The organism is Rossellomorea aquimaris TF-12, from assembly GCF_001648555.1.
Taxonomy (GTDB): domain Bacteria; phylum Bacillota; class Bacilli; order Bacillales; family Bacillaceae_B; genus Rossellomorea; species Rossellomorea aquimaris.
Genome location: NZ_LQXM01000025.1, coordinates 40232 through 59782, shown reverse-complemented (window position 1 = coordinate 59782; position 19551 = coordinate 40232). Strand labels below are relative to the sequence as shown.

17 protein-coding genes and 1 riboswitch are annotated in these 19551 nt (G+C 37.7%); of the genes, 12 read left to right on the top strand and 5 right to left on the bottom strand.

Translation table 11 applies throughout. The features are described from left to right. Positions 1–119: 119 nt before the first annotated feature. From IQI_RS06840 to IQI_RS21150, 3 genes are all read right to left on the bottom strand, one after another. Complete coding sequence (locus IQI_RS06840) at positions 120–1355, bottom strand: efflux RND transporter periplasmic adaptor subunit (protein WP_064091903.1); 1236 nt, start codon at positions 1353–1355, stop codon at positions 120–122. Positions 1356–1378: 23 nt separating this feature from the next. Then, positions 1379–2044, bottom strand: a complete 666-nt coding sequence (locus IQI_RS06835; protein ID WP_064091902.1) for a hypothetical protein — start codon at positions 2042–2044, stop codon at positions 1379–1381. 119 nt (positions 2045–2163) lie between these two features. Next, the gene (locus IQI_RS21150; RefSeq protein WP_268874478.1) at positions 2164–2295 is read right to left on the bottom strand and encodes a hypothetical protein; all 132 of its coding nucleotides are present in this window, start codon (positions 2293–2295) and stop codon (positions 2164–2166) included. 16 nt (positions 2296–2311) lie between these two features. Then, a riboswitch (cyclic di-GMP riboswitch) is annotated at positions 2312–2386 on the bottom strand. Between the two features lie 206 nt (positions 2387–2592). Between IQI_RS21150 and IQI_RS20575 the strand changes: the two genes are divergently transcribed. From IQI_RS20575 to IQI_RS06790, 10 genes are all read left to right on the top strand, one after another. Beyond that, entirely contained in the window at positions 2593–2754 is a 162-nt protein-coding gene (locus IQI_RS20575) for a hypothetical protein (RefSeq protein WP_156509858.1), read from the top strand. Positions 2755–3107: 353 nt separating this feature from the next. Beyond that, positions 3108–3668, top strand: coding sequence for a transposase (locus tag IQI_RS06830; protein WP_064091901.1), 561 nt, complete (start codon positions 3108–3110; stop codon positions 3666–3668). Between the two features lie 88 nt (positions 3669–3756). Beyond that, positions 3757–4239: a hypothetical protein gene (locus tag IQI_RS06825; protein WP_064091900.1), complete on the top strand. Its 483-nt coding sequence runs from the start codon at positions 3757–3759 to the stop codon at positions 4237–4239. Positions 4240–4473: 234 nt separating this feature from the next. Further along, positions 4474–4920, top strand: a complete 447-nt coding sequence (gene hutP, locus IQI_RS06820; RefSeq protein ID WP_082892614.1) for a hut operon transcriptional regulator HutP — start codon at positions 4474–4476, stop codon at positions 4918–4920. Positions 4921–5158: 238 nt separating this feature from the next. Further along, a complete protein-coding gene (hutH, locus tag IQI_RS06815; RefSeq protein ID WP_064092115.1) occupies positions 5159–6691 on the top strand; it encodes a histidine ammonia-lyase in 1533 nt (510 codons plus the stop codon). Next, positions 6684–8354: a urocanate hydratase gene (gene hutU / locus IQI_RS06810; protein WP_064091899.1), complete on the top strand. Its 1671-nt coding sequence runs from the start codon at positions 6684–6686 to the stop codon at positions 8352–8354. Before hutH ends, hutU begins: the two co-directional genes overlap by 8 nt. 1 nt (position 8355) lies before the next feature. After that, the gene (hutI, locus tag IQI_RS06805; protein ID WP_064091898.1) at positions 8356–9636 is read left to right on the top strand and encodes an imidazolonepropionase; all 1281 of its coding nucleotides are present in this window, start codon (positions 8356–8358) and stop codon (positions 9634–9636) included. After that, positions 9614–10561, top strand: a complete 948-nt coding sequence (hutG, locus tag IQI_RS06800) for a formimidoylglutamase (RefSeq protein ID WP_064091897.1) — start codon at positions 9614–9616, stop codon at positions 10559–10561. The genes hutI and hutG overlap by 23 nt, the downstream gene beginning before the upstream one ends. A 615-nt stretch (positions 10562–11176) precedes the next feature. Further along, positions 11177–12517, top strand: a complete 1341-nt coding sequence (locus IQI_RS06795) for an FH2 domain-containing protein (protein WP_064091896.1) — start codon at positions 11177–11179, stop codon at positions 12515–12517. Positions 12518–13388: 871 nt separating this feature from the next. Further along, positions 13389–13916 carry a sigma-70 family RNA polymerase sigma factor gene (locus tag IQI_RS06790; protein WP_064091895.1) on the top strand — a complete coding sequence of 176 codons (528 nt, stop codon included), beginning with the start codon at positions 13389–13391 and terminating at the stop codon, positions 13914–13916. A 582-nt stretch (positions 13917–14498) separates the two neighbouring features. Here IQI_RS06790 and IQI_RS06785 read toward each other — a convergent pair. Further along, entirely contained in the window at positions 14499–14822 is a 324-nt protein-coding gene (locus tag IQI_RS06785) for a hypothetical protein (protein ID WP_064091894.1), read from the bottom strand. A gap of 221 nt (positions 14823–15043) precedes the next feature. Then, complete coding sequence (locus IQI_RS21145; protein WP_268874477.1) at positions 15044–15172, bottom strand: hypothetical protein; 129 nt, start codon at positions 15170–15172, stop codon at positions 15044–15046. 199 nt (positions 15173–15371) lie between these two features. Here IQI_RS21145 and IQI_RS06780 point away from each other — a divergent pair, with 199 nt between their 5' ends. Both IQI_RS06780 and IQI_RS06775 read left to right on the top strand, forming a co-directional pair. After that, complete coding sequence (locus tag IQI_RS06780; protein ID WP_064091893.1) at positions 15372–16274, top strand: helix-turn-helix domain-containing protein; 903 nt, start codon at positions 15372–15374, stop codon at positions 16272–16274. Between the two features lie 535 nt (positions 16275–16809). Then, positions 16810–19464 (top strand): Ig-like domain-containing protein, encoded by a 2655-nt coding sequence (locus tag IQI_RS06775; protein WP_064091892.1) that lies wholly within the window; start codon positions 16810–16812, stop codon positions 19462–19464. The last annotated feature ends 87 nt before the right edge of the window (positions 19465–19551 follow it).

Genomic DNA, 19551 nt, shown 5'->3' with positions numbered 1-19551 from the left:
CTCCTTATTTTTAGACGTTACGCTACTTTACCAAGTAGTATTTCTTGTGAAAAAAGGAATATGTATGGTTTTCGATCAAAAAAAGACCGGCTCCTTAAAAGAGCCAGTCTCTGATACCATTATTTTCGCTCCAAAATGCCTAAAAGTAGATTCTCTAAGACAGATGGGCGTTCTAGTTTCTTTAGATCTCGAAGTTTAATCTTGTCCCAGTCAAGAGCTGTAATAAATGCAGCTCCTTTTTTCAATGCAGGTATCTCATCCGGGTAAACAATATAGTACTCTCCAGCTTTTACACCCGATTTGATTTGTTGTTTGCCATCAACGCTGAGCCCTGTTTTTACCTTGCGTTTTTCGACTGTACCTTTTTCTGTCAAAATCCAAAGATATTTCGTTGAACCAGATGATTCAATGGCCGTAATTGGTACAGTAAGTGCCCCTTTTACTTCCTCCGTAATGATGGATAAAAGAACATGATGTCCAGGGAGAAGCTTGTTTTCTTCATCTTGAATTTTCACTTCCACTGGGTACACGCTATCCGTTTGCAAATGTGGGTCATTTTTAGGTAGAGTAGCAACCCTGGTGACCAAACCTTTATGGGAATCCTTTTCGATTTCGGATTGCACCGTAGCATTCATGTTTTCTTCAACGTCTATGATTTCCTTCTCAGTTAAATCAGTTGTAACCGCAATTGTTTGTGATGCGATGGTGATCAATGGATTAAGAACCTCATGAGAAAGCTCCTTAATCGTTCCATCCACGCTGCTTTGTACGGTGATTGTCGAAGAATAAGACTCAATATCAGAGATTTGTCTTTCCAGGTTGTCAATTTGATTATTTAGGCGGTCTATTTCCAATTCTTTTGATGCAATTTCTTTTTTTAATTCATATTCTGATTGTAGAGCACTTGCTTCAATGGGAATATCTTCATCATTAAAAGAGCCAGATGGAAGAGAGGACTCTAAACGCTTCAAGTCTGAAACATTGTCTTCGATACTATCAATCTCATCTTCTAGCTGTTCAACTTCCGATTCTAAAACATTCTTTTGCTGAGTACGATCCGTTACTTCATATTCATATAGGGAAGTGCCGGATTTGATCTTATCGCCTTCCTTGACCAGGAACTTTTTGAAGGATCCAAATTCGTCATTAAAGTATAAGTAGCTTTCTTCTTCAGAAGTAACAACACCTGATTTTGGGAGTTCTTTCACCAAATTGTCTTTATGTACTGACTCCCAATCCTCAATACGAACTTCGCGGTCGATTTTGCTTTCTGCCTTTTCAATAAGATAGACATTAACTCCTACAAAAAGAAGTGATGCAGTTAGAGAACTATATAAAATTTTTCTTTTATTCATAATCGATCACAGCCTTTAGGTAGTTAGAATAGAGTTGATAAATCGAGATAGGCTAAAAATGCCGTAATACTCCAGAAAAGTAAATTACTAGTGAGTATAACAAGCCATACCAGCCAATTTTTTTGCTCGGTAAGTTTTTTGACACCTTTATATTGAAGGTAGACGATCCAAATTTTAAAAAAGGAAAAACAGCCAAAGAAATAAATAACCCATTCTTTTGAAGTTATGTATTGAGCGATTACTCCAAGTGAAAGAGGAGACGAAAACCACTCTAGTGAAAAGAATAAAGACAAAGGGATGTAAGTCAGTCTTTCAATTAGTAAAATAATGAGTACTATGAATTGAGTGACGACAAGCTTACGATATTCCCCTTCATCAGATATAGTCCAATAAATGAGAGAAGGAATAAACAACAGAATGGCTGCATAAAGCAATCCTGCAATAAGCCTTCCTATGAAAAACATGAACTTTTCTAATTCATAAGTAGAGGCTGATAGTTTAGTAAGCTCCTTTGAAAGAGGGTCCATCCCCACGCCAAATGATGAAACAACACCAAAAATAATGGCTGATAGGATAAAAAGAAGAATTAATTTTTGACGATAACCTTTAATACCTTCCATTTCTTTTAATTGATAAAAGAAGAGGGATGGGTGTCTTAATCCTCTGATAAGTCTGACTTCTTTATGCATTAATGGTTGGCTCCCAACTAGTTTAGATTACTTCTCTTATTCTATCGAAAACAATCGGATTTTTCCATAAATTGTAGAATGAATTTTAAAGAAATAAAAAAAGCGTCGAATGGACGCTTTTAGATATGATATGTAAGGAAGGTAGTCCCCCCAATTAGTGCTACGGTAAATACAAAAAGACCTATGTACATCCACATTTTACGAGCTTTTTTCTTTTCCATTATTTCTTCTGGTGTTAAAAACGTTGTCAATTTATACACTCCTTTGGCTGGTAACTGGCTGGCTCAATAAGCCCCTTTAGTTTTGCGTCATCACCTTTCGATGATTTTGCCTTTTTCATGACCATACCATCTTTATATCGGATGATGAAGAGTGGAATTTATAGGTGAAAAGTACGAAGGAATACCGATTCGTAAAAATTTAGACAAAGAAAATTCATTTTCTCCTTTGTATAAATATGGTAATATAACTATAAATTGATGTTTGAATAGTAGATAATAAGTGTAATAAAGTAATATAAATTGTTCTAATTTGTAGGAGGTTGTCTTTTGAAAAGGGAAACCAGTAATGAGCAACATGTTCTCTCTGTCATGCAAAAAGCATTCGACAAGGGTCAACAAGGGAATATGGATGCCAATAAAATGTTACATTGGTTAAAACAAGAATTGCAAACTGCATATACATTCAATAATAACGAAAAAGCGCTTTAGTTTTCCCAAATGGAATCTAAGCGCTTTTTTTCTTCGTCTTCGAAGTTTTCTCATAGAATCATAGGGGTTTGTTTAGCAGGGGTTGATTTTCAGTGAAGGAAACTACGGAAACAAGCGGCTCATCTACTTCGTTGATACTTCAACCAAGAAAATCAATCTCGTAAAAACACAAACCAATCTTATCCGCCACAAACAATCAAAGCTACTTACTCATAAGAAAACTAACCTAATCAATGGAGAGGTCTATTTGAGGGACGGACCTCTTCTCAAATGATTTTCAGTGAAAAAAGAGGATTTTTGACAAGTAGTGTCGAATAAAAACAGGGTGAAAATAATGAAAAGGGAGTGTTTTAATGGTTCGAAACCCTCGTAATTGGTCTCCTGGAGCCACCTACCACATTACAGCTAGAGGAAATCGGAAGCAGGATCTCTTCCTCCACATTGAAGACCGGGAGAAATATTTATATTACTTGCAAGACACGAAAGATAAATACCCTTTTACCCTCCATGCCTATTGTCTCATGACAAACCACATTCATTTACTACTTGAAACCCACCACGTTCCCCTTGCTCAAATTTTTAGAACTCTTCACACACGTTACGCTGTATTTTTCAATAAAAAATATGATTTTATTGGTCATCTATTTCAAGGACGATATGGTTCCACCCTCGTAGATTCCACCGCTTATTTTCTTCAGTTGAGCAGGTATATCCATCAGAATCCAGTTCAAGCTAAATTAATTTCTCGAGCTGAAAATTATCCATGGAGTAGTTACCCCTCTTATTTTCACTCCATTCATAACCCACTCCTCTCAAAAACAAAAACTCTGTCCTATTTTCCCGAGCCACAAGTGAAATTTTATAAGGAATATATTGAAAAAGAAGAAATTACAACTAAAGTGGTAAAAAAATAAAATATTTTTGGAAAAAATTACAGGAAATTGGAAAAATATGTCGAAACGTTAAGTGTAGGAAAATAGACCTGTATCTAAGGAGGAGAAGATGAAAAAAGATTTTATCTTAGTTTTCGAAGATTTTCACGTTTCTAGAAAGATAAACACGAGGAAGAAAAAGCACCTAGTTGTGTTTCAAGGTCAGCATTACTACAATCGACTCGTCGTTGTCAGTAGACCTCCCGGATTCTCACATGCATTAGAATGTATTATGTATTCTGATCGAATTCTCGAAACGGTTGGTTTTACGACACTGTTTGCTGTTCCAATCGATTTTAAGCAAGTAATACCCTTTAAGTTTGTTCGGGTTGATGATCAGATTCCAAAGGATTGCAAAGTGGTTCTTGAAAAACAAAACGGAAAAACCAAAATAAACATTCGTCCACTCTACCCGAACGACACTCCACTTTCAATAGAAGATAAGAATGATATTCTATCTTATCTTAGTTTCCGAAATGACGAAGGGACCGTAACATACCTTATGAATCACCCAGAAGTATACAAAGGAAATAGCAACAAACAAGAAGAATAATGAAAGATGACAACTAGACGAACCTATCAATAGGGACGTCTACTTTCATTTTTGAGGGACGGACCTCAAAATAGTCTTTACTAAGTCCCACATAAAACCCTTTACCACGCTACCAAACTACCTCTCTAAGTTTGTAAAATCAGCACTTTTTCCGTTGACCTCTTTCACCGAAGACCATACAATATAAGTAGTTATTAGTATTTTTAGAATTTTCAAGTAAGGTGCGAATGCCAGTTGAAACAGATCGAGCAATCTCGTATTGGAAAGAATGCGATGCTACTTTTACTTTTGGATAGAGAAGAGGAAGAGTGGAATCAGCATTTCAATGAATTAAATTGGAGCTACTGTACCGGTAAAATTGGTTCTATGGACAGTCAGAAGATAGTCGCTGCCATTGAAACAGCAGCGAAGAGAAGTGATATCGTCCGGGAAGATCTCTACCGGGAGATGCATGCTTTGTACCATGCCATTATGGAAGCATTAACAGGTGTGACCCGTGGACATACTCAGCTTGGGGAAATTTTACGTACGGTTGGATTACGGTTCTCCGTCGTTAGAGGAACTCCCTATGAGAACGAGGAAGAAGGCGAGTGGATTGCCGTTGCCTTGTATGGAACGATTGGTGCACCGATAAAAGGGTTAGAGCACGAAACGATTGGATTAGGAATAAATCATATATAAAGAAGAGCCTACAGATATTAGTTGAAAGGAGGCTCGACTAAAGGCAGAGGTCTGTCTTTGGTCGAGTCTCTTTTTGTGTTTTTTGAGGGAGGGGCCGGAAAACTCAAAGGTGCGTCCCTCGGTACTTTAAAGCAATCAAGTAACATTAAACGTTTTATTAATCTAAAGGGGTTTGTCTCGAGAGGTTGTTGGAGAAGCAACTTTTGGAGGTGCGTCCCTAAAATATGGGGTGATTGGAATGGTTGAGTTAACGGGTTGTTCGTTGACGTTGGAGGAAGCGAAGAGGGTTGTTTATGGGAAGGAGCAGGTGATGCTTTCGCCTGTGAGTATGGAGAGGGTGAAGAAGAGTCGGGCAGCAGTTGAGAAAATTGTGAAAGAGAAACGTGTGGTGTATGGGATTAACACAGGCTTTGGAAAGTTTAGTGATGTGTTGATTGATGCTGAGGATGTTGAGGAATTGCAGCTTAACTTAATCCATTCACATGCATGTGGCGTTGGGGAACCATTTCCAGAAAATGTTTCACGGGCGATGCTTCTATTAAGAGCAAATGCTCTGTTAAAAGGGTACTCCGGTGTCAGACCGGTTATTGTAGAACGTTTAACGGAATTTCTGAACAAAGGCATTCATCCAGTTATTCCACAGCAGGGTTCACTCGGGGCCAGTGGAGACTTGGCACCTCTTTCTCATTTAGCACTCGCTTTAATGGGAGAAGGAGAGGTTCACTACAAAGGTGAAATCCATCAAACGCTGCCTGTTCTTTCAAAAGAAAACATTTTCCCTATCCAGCTTCAAGCAAAGGAAGGGCTGGCTCTTATTAACGGAACACAAGCTATGACGGCTATGGGTGTGATTGGTTACCTTGAGGCAGAGGAACTTGCATACCAAAGTGAAATAATCGCAAGTTTAACAATGGAAGGGCTTAGAGGAATCATGGATGCCTTCGACGAAGATATTCATATTGTAAGAGGGTATCCTCAACAAGTAGCAACGGCAAAACGAATCAGAAACTATTTACAAGATAGTCAATTAACAACCAAGCAAGGGGAACTACGTGTGCAGGATGCGTATTCGTTAAGATGTATCCCTCAGGTTCACGGAGCGTCCTGGCAGGCACTTGATTATGTAAAAGAAAAGCTGGAAATCGAAATGAATGCTGCAACAGATAATCCACTGATTTTTGATGACGGAGAAAAGATTATTTCAGGAGGGAACTTTCATGGTCAGCCAATCGCATTTGCCATGGACTTTATGAAAATCGCCCTTGCTGAACTGGCAAACATCTCAGAAAGACGTATCGAAAGACTGGTAAATCCACAGCTCAATGATCTGCCACCGTTCCTTAGTCCGCAGCCTGGACTGCAATCGGGTGCCATGATCATGCAATACTGTGCAGCCTCACTCGTATCTGAAAACAAAACACTGGCTCACCCTGCAAGCGTGGACTCCATTCCATCTTCAGCCAACCAGGAAGACCACGTCAGCATGGGAACCATCGGATCACGACATGCTTATCAAATCCTGCAAAACGCCCGAAGAGTCCTCGCTGTCGAACTCATCTGCAACTTGCAAGCAGTCGAGCATCGAGGGACGGACCTCCTGGCAAGTAAAACCCGTCAGTTTTACGAAGAAGCGAGAAAGGTTGTTCCTTCTATTACAAAGGATCGCATCTTTTCTAAAGACATAGAAAACGCCAACACATGGTTGAAACAGTTCCAGTTAAGCTCCATCAATAAAACAACCAAAACAAAGGAGGAAACAACCAATGGTTAAAACAAACAAACGCGTCGTGAATGTAAAAAGAGGGACGGACCTCGAATGTAAAGGCTGGGAGCAGGAAGCCGTCCTTCGCATGCTATACAACAATTTGGATCCTGAAGTAGCGGAAATTCCTGAAGAACTAGTCGTATATGGTGGAATCGGGAAAGCAGCACGTAACTGGGAGTCCTTTGACGCCATCGTCCATACTCTGCGTAACCTGGAAAACGATGAAACCATGCTTGTTCAATCGGGAAAACCGGTTGGTGTATTCAAAACACACAAAGCAGCACCAAGAGTTCTTCTTTCTAATTCTGTCCTTGTGCCAAAATGGGCAAACTGGGAGCACTTCCACGAGCTTGATCAAAAAGGCTTGATGATGTACGGACAAATGACAGCGGGAAGCTGGATATACATTGGAACACAAGGAATTCTTCAAGGAACTTATGAAACGTTTGCAGCACTGGCAAAGAAGCACTTTAACAATTCACTTCAAGGCACGATTACCCTAACGGCTGGACTTGGTGGAATGGGTGGAGCACAGCCACTTGCGGTTACGATGAACGGCGGAGTAGTTATTGCTGTTGATGTGGATCCAGAACGTATTCAAAAACGCTTGGACACAAAATATTGTGATGTAAAAACAGAGTCGATTGAAGAGGCACTGATGATGGCTTATGAAGCACGTGACAACAAAAAACCGCTATCCATCGCATTACTTGGAAACGCAGCGGAAGTACATCATGAACTTTTAAAAAGAGGCGTGAATATCGATGTAGTAACAGACCAAACGTCTGCTCATGATCCATTAAACGGATATGTACCATTAGGCTACTCAATCGCAGAAGCGAACGAGCTTCGAAAAAACGATCCAAAGAAATACACGGAGCTTTCCCAGCAAAGTATGGCGAAACACGTTGAAGCGATGTTGGAATTCCAGAACAGAGGCTCTATTGTATTTGATTATGGAAACAACATCCGACAAGTAGCGAAAGACGAAGGAGTGGAAAATGCTTTTGATTTTCCTGGTTTCGTTCCAGCTTACATTCGTCCATTATTCTGCGAAGGGAAAGGACCGTTCCGTTGGGCTGCTCTATCAGGAGACCCTGAGGACATTTATAGAACGGATCGACTTATCAAGGAGCTTTTCCCAGAAAACGAAGCATTGAATCGCTGGATTGACATGGCACAGGAGCAGGTAGCATTCCAAGGACTGCCATCAAGAATCTGCTGGTTAGGCTACGGAGAGCGAGTGAAGATGGGTCTAGCCATCAATGAGCTTGTAAAAAATGGCGAGCTGAAAGCTCCAATCGTTATTGGCCGTGACCATTTGGACTGCGGTTCCGTTGCTTCACCGAACCGTGAAACGGAAAGTATGAAGGACGGAAGCGATGCAGTAGGTGACTGGGCAATCCTAAATGCCCTTATCAACACAGCGGCTGGTGGCTCATGGATTTCTTTCCACCACGGTGGAGGAGTTGGAATGGGCTATTCCCTGCACGCTGGAATGGTGGTTGTAGCAGACGGGACGGACCTTGCTCAAGAACGATTAGAACGAGTCCTTACAACAGACCCAGGTATGGGAGTCATTCGCCATGCAGACGCAGGCTACGAAATCGCCGAAGAAACAGCCGAAAAACACAACATCCAAATTCCAATGAAAAAAGGAGATGAATAACATGACCCAACACTTCGACATCATCATCGACAACATTGGCCAACTCCTCACAATGGACCATAGGGACGGACCTCTAAAAGGAAAAGAAATGAGCAGTCTTCCTGTTTTAGAGCATGCGGCCATCGGAATGAGGGACGGACTTGTTGAATGGATCGGCACACATGAAGAAGCACAAAAGCTAAAAGCAACCGAAAGAATTGACGCAGAAGGAAAGCTTGTTACTCCTGGACTTGTTGACCCTCACACGCATCTAGTGTTTGGTGGCTCAAGAGAACACGAGATGGCTCTGAAACAACAAGGGGTCCCGTACTTAGAAATTCTAAAGCAGGGTGGCGGAATTTTATCAACAGTCAAAGCCACTCGGGAAGCATCATTAGAAGAGCTGCTCCAAAAAGCACGCTTTCACCTAAACCGCATGATTTCTTATGGTGTGACAACCGTTGAAGCGAAAAGCGGCTACGGACTGAATCGTCCAACAGAAATGAAGCAATTACTTGTAGCGAAACAGCTAAACGAAGAGCATCCAGCAGATATTGTTTCAACCTTCTTAGGAGCTCACGCGATTCCACCTGAATACAAAGGTCGCTCAGAGGAATTTTTAAAAGAAATGCTCTCGTTGTTAAATGATATAGAAAGAGAAAACCTAGCGGAGTTTGTTGATATTTTCTGTGAAACCGGAGTATTCACCGTGGAGGAGTCACGCCAATTTTTACAAAAAGCGATGGAAAAGGGCTTTTCTGTGAAAATTCATGCCGATGAAATCGATCCACTGGGTGGGACGGAAATGGCGACAGAAATTGGTGCTACTAGCGGTGATCACTTAGTTGGAGCGTCAGAAAAGGGAATCCAAGCACTTGGCGCAACAGACACAATTGCTGTGCTTCTTCCAGGTACTTCTTTCTATTTAAACAAAGGGAAATTCGCCAACGCTCGTGGCATGATGGAAGCGGGAGCAGCAGTGGCTCTTTCAACAGATTTTAACCCAGGAAGCTCACCAACAGAGAATCTCCAGTTCATTATGAACCTAGCATCACTTCAACTGAAAATGACACCGGAAGAAATTTGGAATGCCGTTACGGTAAATGCTGCTTATGCCATCAATAGAGGTGAACAGGCCGGGAAGCTTGTAAAGGGAAGAAAAGCAGATATCGTTTTATGGGACGTACCGAACTATCATTATGTTCCGTATCATTATGGCGTGAACCATACCCACACGGTGATCAAGAATGGACGAATCATCTATCGCAAGGAGAAGCTTCATGACCAATTTTCAACACATTAAACCGGCAGGGAAGGCCCAATTCAAGGACCGGTATACAACAAAAGCAGCCGAGCTTCTGGCTCCGTGGGGAGAAGGGGAGAAAGGGGACATCGCTATCCTAGGCGCTCCCCTTTCCAAGCCCTCCATCTCCCACTCAGGAGCAAGCTTTGCACCAGACGCCATAAGAAAATGCCTGAATTCCTTTACAACGTACAACATTGAAAAAGGGACGGACCTCGCCGAAGCCAACAAAAAAATTATAGACTTCGGTGACATCACTATGCACCCAACATCCATAGAAGACTGTCACGAACGAATCTATCAATCTGTTAAAGAAGTCGCAAATTCAAACGCTGCACCCTTCACCATCATCTTAGGCGGTGACCACTCAATCACTACGTCTGCAGTCAAAGCCATCAAGGAAACAAAGGGCACAGTAGGAATCATACAATTCGATGCTCACCATGATCTCAGAAACACCGATGATGGCGGACCAACGAATGGAACTCCGTTTAGAAGGTTAATAGAAGGTGGACACATTCAAGGAGAACACCTCATTCAAATCGGGATTCGAAACTATGCCAATGCGAAAGCCTATCACGATTATGCGATAGAAAAAGGTGTAACGGTCTACACGATGAAGGACGTCAGACAACACCCAATCACAGACATAATCACAAAATCACTTCAACAGCTTCAAGACAAAGTCGACACCATCTACCTATCCGTCGATATGGACGTGCTAGACCAAGCCTACGCTCCTGGTTGTCCTGCCATCGGACCTGGGGGAATGCATCCTGATACACTATCTGAAGCCATTGAAACGGCACTGGTACATCCGAAGGTTGAGATGATGGATATTGTGGAGATTGATCCTACGTTGGATGTAAGGGATATGACGAGTAGGAGGGCGGCGCTAATAATACTTGAATTACTCAACCAATAATCTATCTAGAAAAAGGTATATCCCTTCATTAATTGGATATACCTTTTTCTATTGTAAAAACTTCAGTAAATAGAACGAGATAAAATAGAACCTCTTGTCAAATGCCTCCTCCTTAATTTCTTCATTAATAAAATCTTTCAAATAAATCAAACCATTTTGAGACACTCAAAACACAAGAATCGTCTAATCTTTAGAAAAACCACAAAAAGAGAGGCTGTACTTCAAATAAAAAATGAATTTTTGAAACTGAACGATGGGGACGGTTGGATTAATAGGAGAGAAATATATAGGGAGTATTGTACATCAGATTAGGGGGGGAAGATAATTGACAGGTTAATAGAAGAATTTGAACACCGAATCCTAAAGCTTACTTATTTCTATGTTCAGGATTTGTCTACTGCCAATCATTTAATACTTTTAGCGGGGAATTAAGTTATAAAATTTAGATATATCGGATTGCAATTAAATTTTAAAGGACTATTAGATGCAAGTTTTTTTCATGGGAAAATCTATCCTTTTGAAGAATTATCAGATGAAGAATTCAACTGTTCCTAATGGTTTTGATCGAGAGAAAAGAAATATTGCAAATTTTAATGGGAGAGAGGAGGTTAACTAATGAGTAGGGACCCTTTAGAGAACTTAAAGAAACAGCTCGACAAGGAAATGTTTCAAGATATTGAATTGGTGAGTCAGAAAAGAAGCATAATGACAAAAATTAAAAAGCAAAATTCGAAAGTGATAAAACGAAATAAACCCCTCACCAATTTTGCAGCAGCACTAATGGTAATAGTATTAGTCACGATATTAAGTAGCAGTTATCTTTCAAGAATAGAATTGGTTGAAGAAATGAAGGTAGAGGATATAAAGGAACCAAGTGCTCAATATACATTCATTCCATCCGACGAATTCGAAGAAAAATTGAGGGATGAAAAGATAATATATCAAAAATCAGCAGAGAAGGAAAGAAAAAATCAAGAGGAAGTAAGAAGGAAGCAAGAAGTAGAGAGTAAAAATGAAGAACAAAAAAATCAAGAAGAAACAAAACAAAAAGAAACAAACCAGTCAACTCAGGTTTTTGACTTCTCACAATTAATGAATAATCCTGAAGGGTTTAAGAAAGCAGCCAGAGAAGGAAATTTCTACCTTACTTCTTTTAATATTGGAGATTCCTATGAAAGCATCAAAAAAGAATATGGAAATAAAGATCTCATTGTAACCGGGCATGGTATCTATCAAAAGATTCAAGAGTATCATTTGTCATACACTCATGCAGAAGATGGATACGTAAATGCAATCAGATCTGTCCATGGAAATACAGGTTATAAATTAAAACAAGTAATAGAGGTTTTTGGTGAACCCATTTACTATTTTGATGCTTTAAATGATTATTTCCTAGCTGTATATGGTTTAGGTGATTATCAAATTGAAATGAGACTGGAGGGTTTTAATACAATTAGCACTGGAGAAAGAAATGAAGATATTGAAATCATTGACCTGGGGTCCTCAATTACATTGGTGGAGCTGCGTAAAAATAACATTAACTCTGAATGGTATGATAGCGAGGTTTCATATCAACAAGACGAGGAAACCGAAGACTATAATAGCGAGTGGTTTTCTTGGGCTCGTGAAAGGATTATTAACACGACTGAGGCAACGGAAGTTAAACAGTATAGTCAATCTGAATGGTTAGAATATGGTATTTATGTCCCGGAAAACACGTCCGATGAAATGATTAAGGATATATCTCATAAATTTCTCGAAGAACTAACCAAAGTATCTGGACAGGATTTACAAGAAACATCCTTATGGCACTCTTATTCCTACCTGATTTATATTTATAAGTATGAAGAAACCCTAGAAAAAGCAGATTATTACGTCCATGGAAGAAAGAAAGATGAGAATCTCAACAAATGGGGATACCCAGACATAGTTTGGCTAAATCCAAAATGGGAATAAAAAAATATAAATACTGAGGGACGGACCTACTTGGAGGTCCGTCCCTCAGTGTGTTAGTTTACCTTTATTAAGAGTATATAATAAGAAGAATACTGTATAGGGATATAAATCTTTATATTTACTTAGAAATAATTGAGACATTGCTCTTCCTTGTTTCGTCTAACATTAAATGGGAAATCTCCATTAGAATAATTGAAGCATGATAATTATAAGAAACAATCTAAATAGACACATTCAAACTTGCCAAGAAACAAATGGGGGAAATAGTTTGGTGTGAAATCGTAGTCATAATCATATATGTTGTTTTGGTTGTTTGCTTAACAACCGTTGATTCTACTGAAGAATGCGTGAGGGGTGTCTTTCAAGAAGAAAAATGGAACAACCGATGATTCTGTTAATATTCAGAAATAGAAGGACAGTTGGAAAGGGCCTCAGTAATTTAAAAATGTGACCTGGAATAGCTAAACCAAAACTGAAAGTGATGGTAGTTAACCTATTGATGCACATTTAAAAGATAAAAGAAAAAAGTAAATGGTAAAAATCAGACACAGATATCTTTATAACCACGACAGAACATAACTTTCGATTTATCGTTTATTCTTAATCCTCATGAAGAATTGAAGCGGTTATTAAAGGAATATACCGGGAGACAAATCAAATATTCATACAATAGTATTACATCAAGAAATGGAGAATTAACACCTGCTTGTTATGACTAAGGCAGGAAGTTTTTGTTAGTAGGTTGGATAGTGATTAATCCTTAGGATTTCCTCCCGAAAAATGGGAGCTACTTAATATCCATTTTAAAAAACATTAGGGAAGGCGTTTTTTAACAGATATAAACAACATGTGAGGGGGAGGGTATTGGCTTTTGGAGGAGACTAATAGAGAGCGTTTGATTGAATCGTTAATTGATAGTTATGAAACTCAAATTACAAAGCTTGCATATTTATATGTGCAGGATTGGTCAACAGCACAGGATATTTGTCAGGAAGTATTTATTAAAGCATACCATTCAATTGACAACTTTCATAAGGATTCGTCCTATAAAACTTGGATTTATAGAATAACTGTGAACCATTGCAAGGACTATAGGAAGTCTGCCTATTTTAGAAGAAACAAGTTAGTTGATGAATTTCATCGATTTTTTAACAAAGCAGTTGTTGCTATCCCGGAACAAGAGTTTTTGAAGTCTGAAGAGAAAAATAAGGTATCTCAGCACATCTTTGCGCTCCCACTTAAATACCAAGAAATCATACTATTATATTATTATGAAGAACTATCAACCCAAGAAATTGGAGAACTCCTAAATATTAATTCATCTACTGTTCGGACACGATTGGAAAGAGGAAGACAGAAATTAAAGGTCACGCTTCAAAAGGAGGGGACTGATGAATGAGAATAAATTCACACAACACAAAAGAAGAATTTAAAAGAAAATATAAATGAAGTTCGTTAGTCATAAAAAGGAAAATAAGGTTTAAAATCCTTCAACAAAACTGAAAAAAGAAGAAGGACATATTTTTATAAATTTTGGTACAGCAGCCATATCATTTTGAATTTATCTAGACTAGTTAGAAGTTCTTTGCCAAAGAAAGATCTATTTGAAGAAAGTACGTTAAAAAAAGACATTTAAAAAGTGAACTAAACTCACGTATAAGAATAGAAACCAGGGATCTATCAGATGAGGATAAAATCTTAAAGGAATAATGAAGAAGAAGGGGTTATAAACCTTTCTTGGAGATGATTATCATTTAAGCTTTTTATCAAACCTAATGAAAAATATAATAAATATAGAATGTCTCTTTAAAAATATCAAGTAAGGTGCCGCCTAACAAATCTGGAGAATCTACCCCAATGACAACAGGGAAGGCCACAAACAAAAGTTATAGTAATTAAAAAAAACAAGGTCCGTCCCTCAAAAGGAAGCAACCTCCTAGGGACGGACCTTGTTGATAAATAAAAAGCCTTTAATACGTATTTATTTACCAAATCCACGATTTATCTTATAGCCCGCTTGTACATCGCTAATTCCAATTACGCTTAGAAAGTATTTAAGTTTTTTCATGCAAACTTCTTCAACTTCTCCAATCACATCGAAATGATCAATAACAGCTACTTTGGTTTGTTTCGCAACGGAGATATGTTTACCTTTGCGAATTGAGATGTTTTTCTCGTTTGTAGGATAAATTGATACAAGAGCTTCACCGACCTTATTACCACCCTGTTCAAATTCGAATTGAAACGCAATCGACAAATCTACTTCCAAATATAGAGGATTTACTTTCATGCTTATGTCTTTCATCATGAAGCCCCCTTTCTTATATTGTACTTTCATCCTATCAGATTGTAGGGGATAAGGTATTTAGACTCATTAAGGGATATTTAATATATACCTTTTGTTTCTTGCATAAAAGTCCCTTTATTAATCAAACTTATAACTTTAGGAATATTCTTAAAAGAATATTAAAAAACACTCTCGACGAAACAAGAGTGTTCAATAAAAGATATTAGGTTTGATTTTTATTAATAAGCGTTTGGTAATTCTTTTTGAAGTGTAATAGTACCCGCTTGTTCAACTGAACTTACAGATATACCAGAGATACCTAAAATAAGGATTGAAGCAGTCAATAATGCAAGAAAACGTCTTTTCATAGGACTTTCCTCCCTTTCTTATTGAAATAAAAATTCGATAAGATTAGTATAATAAAGTGTTATTCTAATTAAATCATATTATAATAATATCTATAATTTGAATCTAATGTCTTATATCTTAGTTATAAACTGTAAAAATGATATTTTCTTTCATTTTCTTGTGAAAATATAACTTTAGGCATATTTAGGAGAGGGTTAGATGGATTTTACTGCTGTTGGAAAAAAAATAAAAGAGCTCAGAAAAAATAGCGGACTATCTCAAGAAGAGCTTTCGGAAGGAATATGCACTCAAGCACAAATTAGTAAAATTGAAAAAGGAGATGTATTCCCTTATGCATCCACTTTATATCAAATATCACAAAAGTTAGGAGTGGATGTAAACTACTTCTTTGATATAGGAACTACACCCAGACTTGACTATGTTCGAGAAGTAACTCAACAGCTTCAGATTATGAGAAGAAATCTACGCTATGAAGAAATGATGGAGATTGTCAAAGCGGAGGAGGTAAACCCACTTTTCCTACAAAATAATAAAAACATGCAATTACTTCTGTGGCATAAAGGTATTTATTTATATGAAGTAAAAAACGAATTAACAGAGTCCATCAATGTTCTTCGTCAAGCGATAGCGATTACTCATATCAAAGGGAAAATATTATTAGAGAGAGAATTAGAAATCTTACTTACCATTGGGGCTATCTATTTCAAAGAAGATATCAATGAAGCATTAAAGGTATTCGAAGAAATCAGAAGTCATCTTCAGACCCTCCCACATATGAACGATTACACAATCAAAACAAGGTTGTTGTATAATTTAGCCAGAGCACTGACAAGATTGAATAGAATAGAAGAATCTTGCCAATATTGTGAGGATGCTATTAAATGGTGCCTAAATAAAGATAGCCTGTATTTGTTAGGCGAGTTGCATTATCATATTGGATATAATTATGAACTAGTGAATAATCCGGAAAAAGCAAAAAAGAATATGAAAAAAGCTTTATCCGTATTTGAGCTGCAAGAAGATGATAAATATATCAAGTATATTACTAATAAAATTAATGAGTTAAATGATATAAAAAACGGTCCTCACAAAAAACTGTGAGGACCGTTTTTTATATCGTTTATTTACATAAAGATCATTTCTTCCTTTTGTTACTGAAATTAAAATAAATGGGGTGCTGAATTAATAATAGAAGAAAACCATTTATTAAAAAATATTTAACCCGATAGTAGCCATAAAAGCCTATTCGTTTGTATAAAGTGAAAGTGTTGAGTAAAATAAAGTACTATTATACTAGATATAATAAGGAGTGATAAATGTAACTTAAATGTAAAGAAACTAGATAAAAAAGGATAATAAAAAGATATTTGGAAAAAATTTCTTTGTAAAAAAAGAATAAAATTGTAATATACCCTAGATTTTCCTCTAAAATTGTATTATTATAGAAAACGTAAGATAAATATGGAAATAATATTTCATTTTATTTACTTACACTACTGTTTTATGACGGTGTTTCGAACGGGGATATTTTCATAAAATGGTAAATTAGTAGACGTTAAGTCTGATAGTCAATGATCACTATTAGACTTGATCATTGAACTACATATTTATAAATTGAGGGGAGTCGTTCATCATTATGAACAAGAAAAAAGCAATTAAAGTTATTGCAGGATCAACAATTGCAGCATCAGCACTAGTAGCTACTGCTCCAGCACAAGCGGATGCAGCATCAAATCTACAATCAGTTGTAGATAGTGCAAAAATGGATATGAAGGCTGCTTACTATGCGTACAGCACACCTCCACAAACTGAGGGTAAATTAGTAGCAGAATCTGTAATCCACGCACACTACAACAAAGCAAAGAAGTCTTATGCTGAAGCGAAAGCATCAGTACTTGCTTCTAATGCAACTAACAAGGATGCGTTATTAGCAGATCTAGATTCTGTTTATAACACTTACATCTCTAAACGTGTTATCCCTTATATCGATGCGTATACATACGCAACAGTTCGTCTTCAACCAAAACTTGTGAAGCTTGAAGAAGCACGCGAAGCTGGTAACTGGGATGAACTTGAAAAGTATTACCATGAAGTTTCTTATGAACTTTCAGCAGCAACTGCTATCCTTTATAAGTTCTACGGAGAAGCTCCTCGTGAGTTAATGTTAGAGCAATACAAAGAAGTAGCTGACAGTGCAAGAGACGCTCTTATGATTCCTGTTACAATCAAAATGGCTTATGATAAAGCTGAAATGTACATTGCAGCAGGTAACTTAGATGCTGCTAAAGCACAAATTGATAAAGCTGAGCCATTCTTATCTGATCTAGATTCTTCTGATGAATACACTGGCGAATTTGCAGCTGGATTAAAAACAATGGTAGTTGACGTTAAAGCTGATTATGAAGCTGCTATGACTCCAATGGTTACTGGTGTAAGTGCGATTAACGCTAGAGAACTTGTTGTTAGCTTCAACAAAGCTGTAGATAAAACTGATGCTGAAAATCTTGCTCACTATGCATTAGTTGGAGAGACTTTTACCGGTACTCCTGTTGTATCTGCAGATGGAAAAACAGTTACACTTAGAACTAGTGATGAGTTGAAAGTGACTAACGCTAAGTTAACTGTTGCTTCAATTAAAACTAAAGCTGATGCAACTGTGAAAACTGTGGAATATAACACATTATTCACGTTTGCAGATACAAAAGCTCCTTCAGTTGCATCTGTTGATGCTAAAGGTACTACTGCTGTAATCAAGTTTGCTGAACCAGTACAAACTGCTGGAACTGTAAGTTTGAATGGATCTGAACTTACTGTAACATCAGATTATACTTTAAGTGCTGATGGCAAAACTCTAACAGTTACTGGTTTAACTGCTGAGAAGTCTTACAAAGTTGACATTGTTGGAGCAAAAGACTTTGCTAATAACATTGCTAACCCAATCGGGTTAAACTTTACTGTTGCAAAAGCTGAAGTAGATAGCTCTAAGCCAACTGTTTCAACTTCTGTTAATGGAACTGTAATCACATTAGACTTCTCTGAAGAACTAATGAAGCAAGATCTGAACGCAGTTTTTGGAACGGATGAGTATGCTAAAGTAACTGTGGGCACTACAGCATTTTATCTAACTGATACAGAAATCAAAGATACAAATGATAAAACTAAATTTACTCTTGATGCAGCTTCTGCATTGGGTGGAGCAAACTTTATCAATACTACTGTTAAAGTAGAAAGCTTCAAAGATTCTGCTAACAATGCTGGGGATGCATTCACTTTCTCAACTACATTAGCAAAAGATACAACTAAGCCATCTTTCGCTTCTTCTTCAGCTAAACTACTAGTTGCAGATGACAAAGCGGCTACTTCAGATGTGGATGCAATTTACCTGACTTTCAATGAGCCAGTAAAAGTTGCTTCTGGAACTCTTACAAAGAAAGTTCAAAACGGTATTGCTTATACTAGCAGTACAACTACAGTGTCTGATACTTCTGGAACTGGAGTAGATGTTGATGGTAACGGTAAGATTGAAGGAGCAGAATTAAATACTGTTAAGCTTTCAGTAGATTTAGACGCTAACTCAACTTACACGTTTGAATTAGCAAATGGATTAGTAACTGATCTTGCTGGAAATGCTATGACTGGCGCTCTTACATTTAATGTATCTTCTGGTACTTTCACACCAGCTCCAGGAACTGTTACTGACTCAGTTGAGTTTGCTTCTACACCTGTAGTTGTAAGTTCAGATAACAACATATTTACACTTGAATATGCTGTAAATGTGACTTCTTCTGCAACTAATGCTGCTAACTATACTCTTGGAGGACAAGCTTTGCCTTCTGGAACTCAATTACAATTTGTAGATGGAACTAAAAAGGTACGTTTCACTTTACCTCAAGGATCTATTACTGCTAATGGAAGCTATGTATTTGAAGCTAAAAACGTAGTTGATACTGCAGGTAACACTCTTAAAGATGGCAAGCAAACTACTCTAGTTTCATTAAAAGAAAGTGTAGCTCCAATGGCTACTAAGGTTTCTGTAATGGACAGCAAGACTTTCACTGTAGATTTCTCTGAAACAGTTAAAGATGCTGTAAATGGATCTATTAATGGTCTAACTGTTAAGATTGCAGGATCTACTGTTACTCCAGCTACTGCTTCAGTATCTGGTGGTAAACTAACTGTTACAACTACTAATGATTTTGCTATGACTGATAGCATTTCTGTTGAATTCAAGTCTACTAACCTAGTTGATGCAAACGGAAATAATGTTAAAGACGGAATTGTTTCTAAGTAATAAAAATTAAGAAGTCTTCGGACTCTTCATAAAGGAGGATTGTGCTAAATTAAAGATTATTCAATAATTTTAATTTAGCACTCCCTC

Coding starts and splice junctions, on each gene's coding strand:
- IQI_RS06795 (WP_064091896.1), top strand. CDS start 11,177: ATGAGTAGGGACCCTTTAGAGAACTTAAAGAAACAGCTCGACAAGGAA.
- IQI_RS06785 (WP_064091894.1), bottom strand. CDS start 14,822: ATGAAAGACATAAGCATGAAAGTAAATCCTCTATATTTGGAAGTAGAT.
- hutU (WP_064091899.1), top strand. CDS start 6,684: ATGGTTAAAACAAACAAACGCGTCGTGAATGTAAAAAGAGGGACGGAC.
- hutG (WP_064091897.1), top strand. CDS start 9,614: ATGACCAATTTTCAACACATTAAACCGGCAGGGAAGGCCCAATTCAAG.
- IQI_RS06825 (WP_064091900.1), top strand. CDS start 3,757: ATGAAAAAAGATTTTATCTTAGTTTTCGAAGATTTTCACGTTTCTAGA.
- IQI_RS06840 (WP_064091903.1), bottom strand. CDS start 1,355: ATGAATAAAAGAAAAATTTTATATAGTTCTCTAACTGCATCACTTCTT.
- hutI (WP_064091898.1), top strand. CDS start 8,356: ATGACCCAACACTTCGACATCATCATCGACAACATTGGCCAACTCCTC.
- hutH (WP_064092115.1), top strand. CDS start 5,159: ATGGTTGAGTTAACGGGTTGTTCGTTGACGTTGGAGGAAGCGAAGAGG.
- IQI_RS06780 (WP_064091893.1), top strand. CDS start 15,372: ATGGATTTTACTGCTGTTGGAAAAAAAATAAAAGAGCTCAGAAAAAAT.
- IQI_RS06830 (WP_064091901.1), top strand. CDS start 3,108: ATGGTTCGAAACCCTCGTAATTGGTCTCCTGGAGCCACCTACCACATT.
- IQI_RS21145 (WP_268874477.1), bottom strand. CDS start 15,172: ATGAAAAGACGTTTTCTTGCATTATTGACTGCTTCAATCCTTATTTTA.
- IQI_RS06775 (WP_064091892.1), top strand. CDS start 16,810: ATGAACAAGAAAAAAGCAATTAAAGTTATTGCAGGATCAACAATTGCA.
- IQI_RS06835 (WP_064091902.1), bottom strand. CDS start 2,044: ATGCATAAAGAAGTCAGACTTATCAGAGGATTAAGACACCCATCCCTC.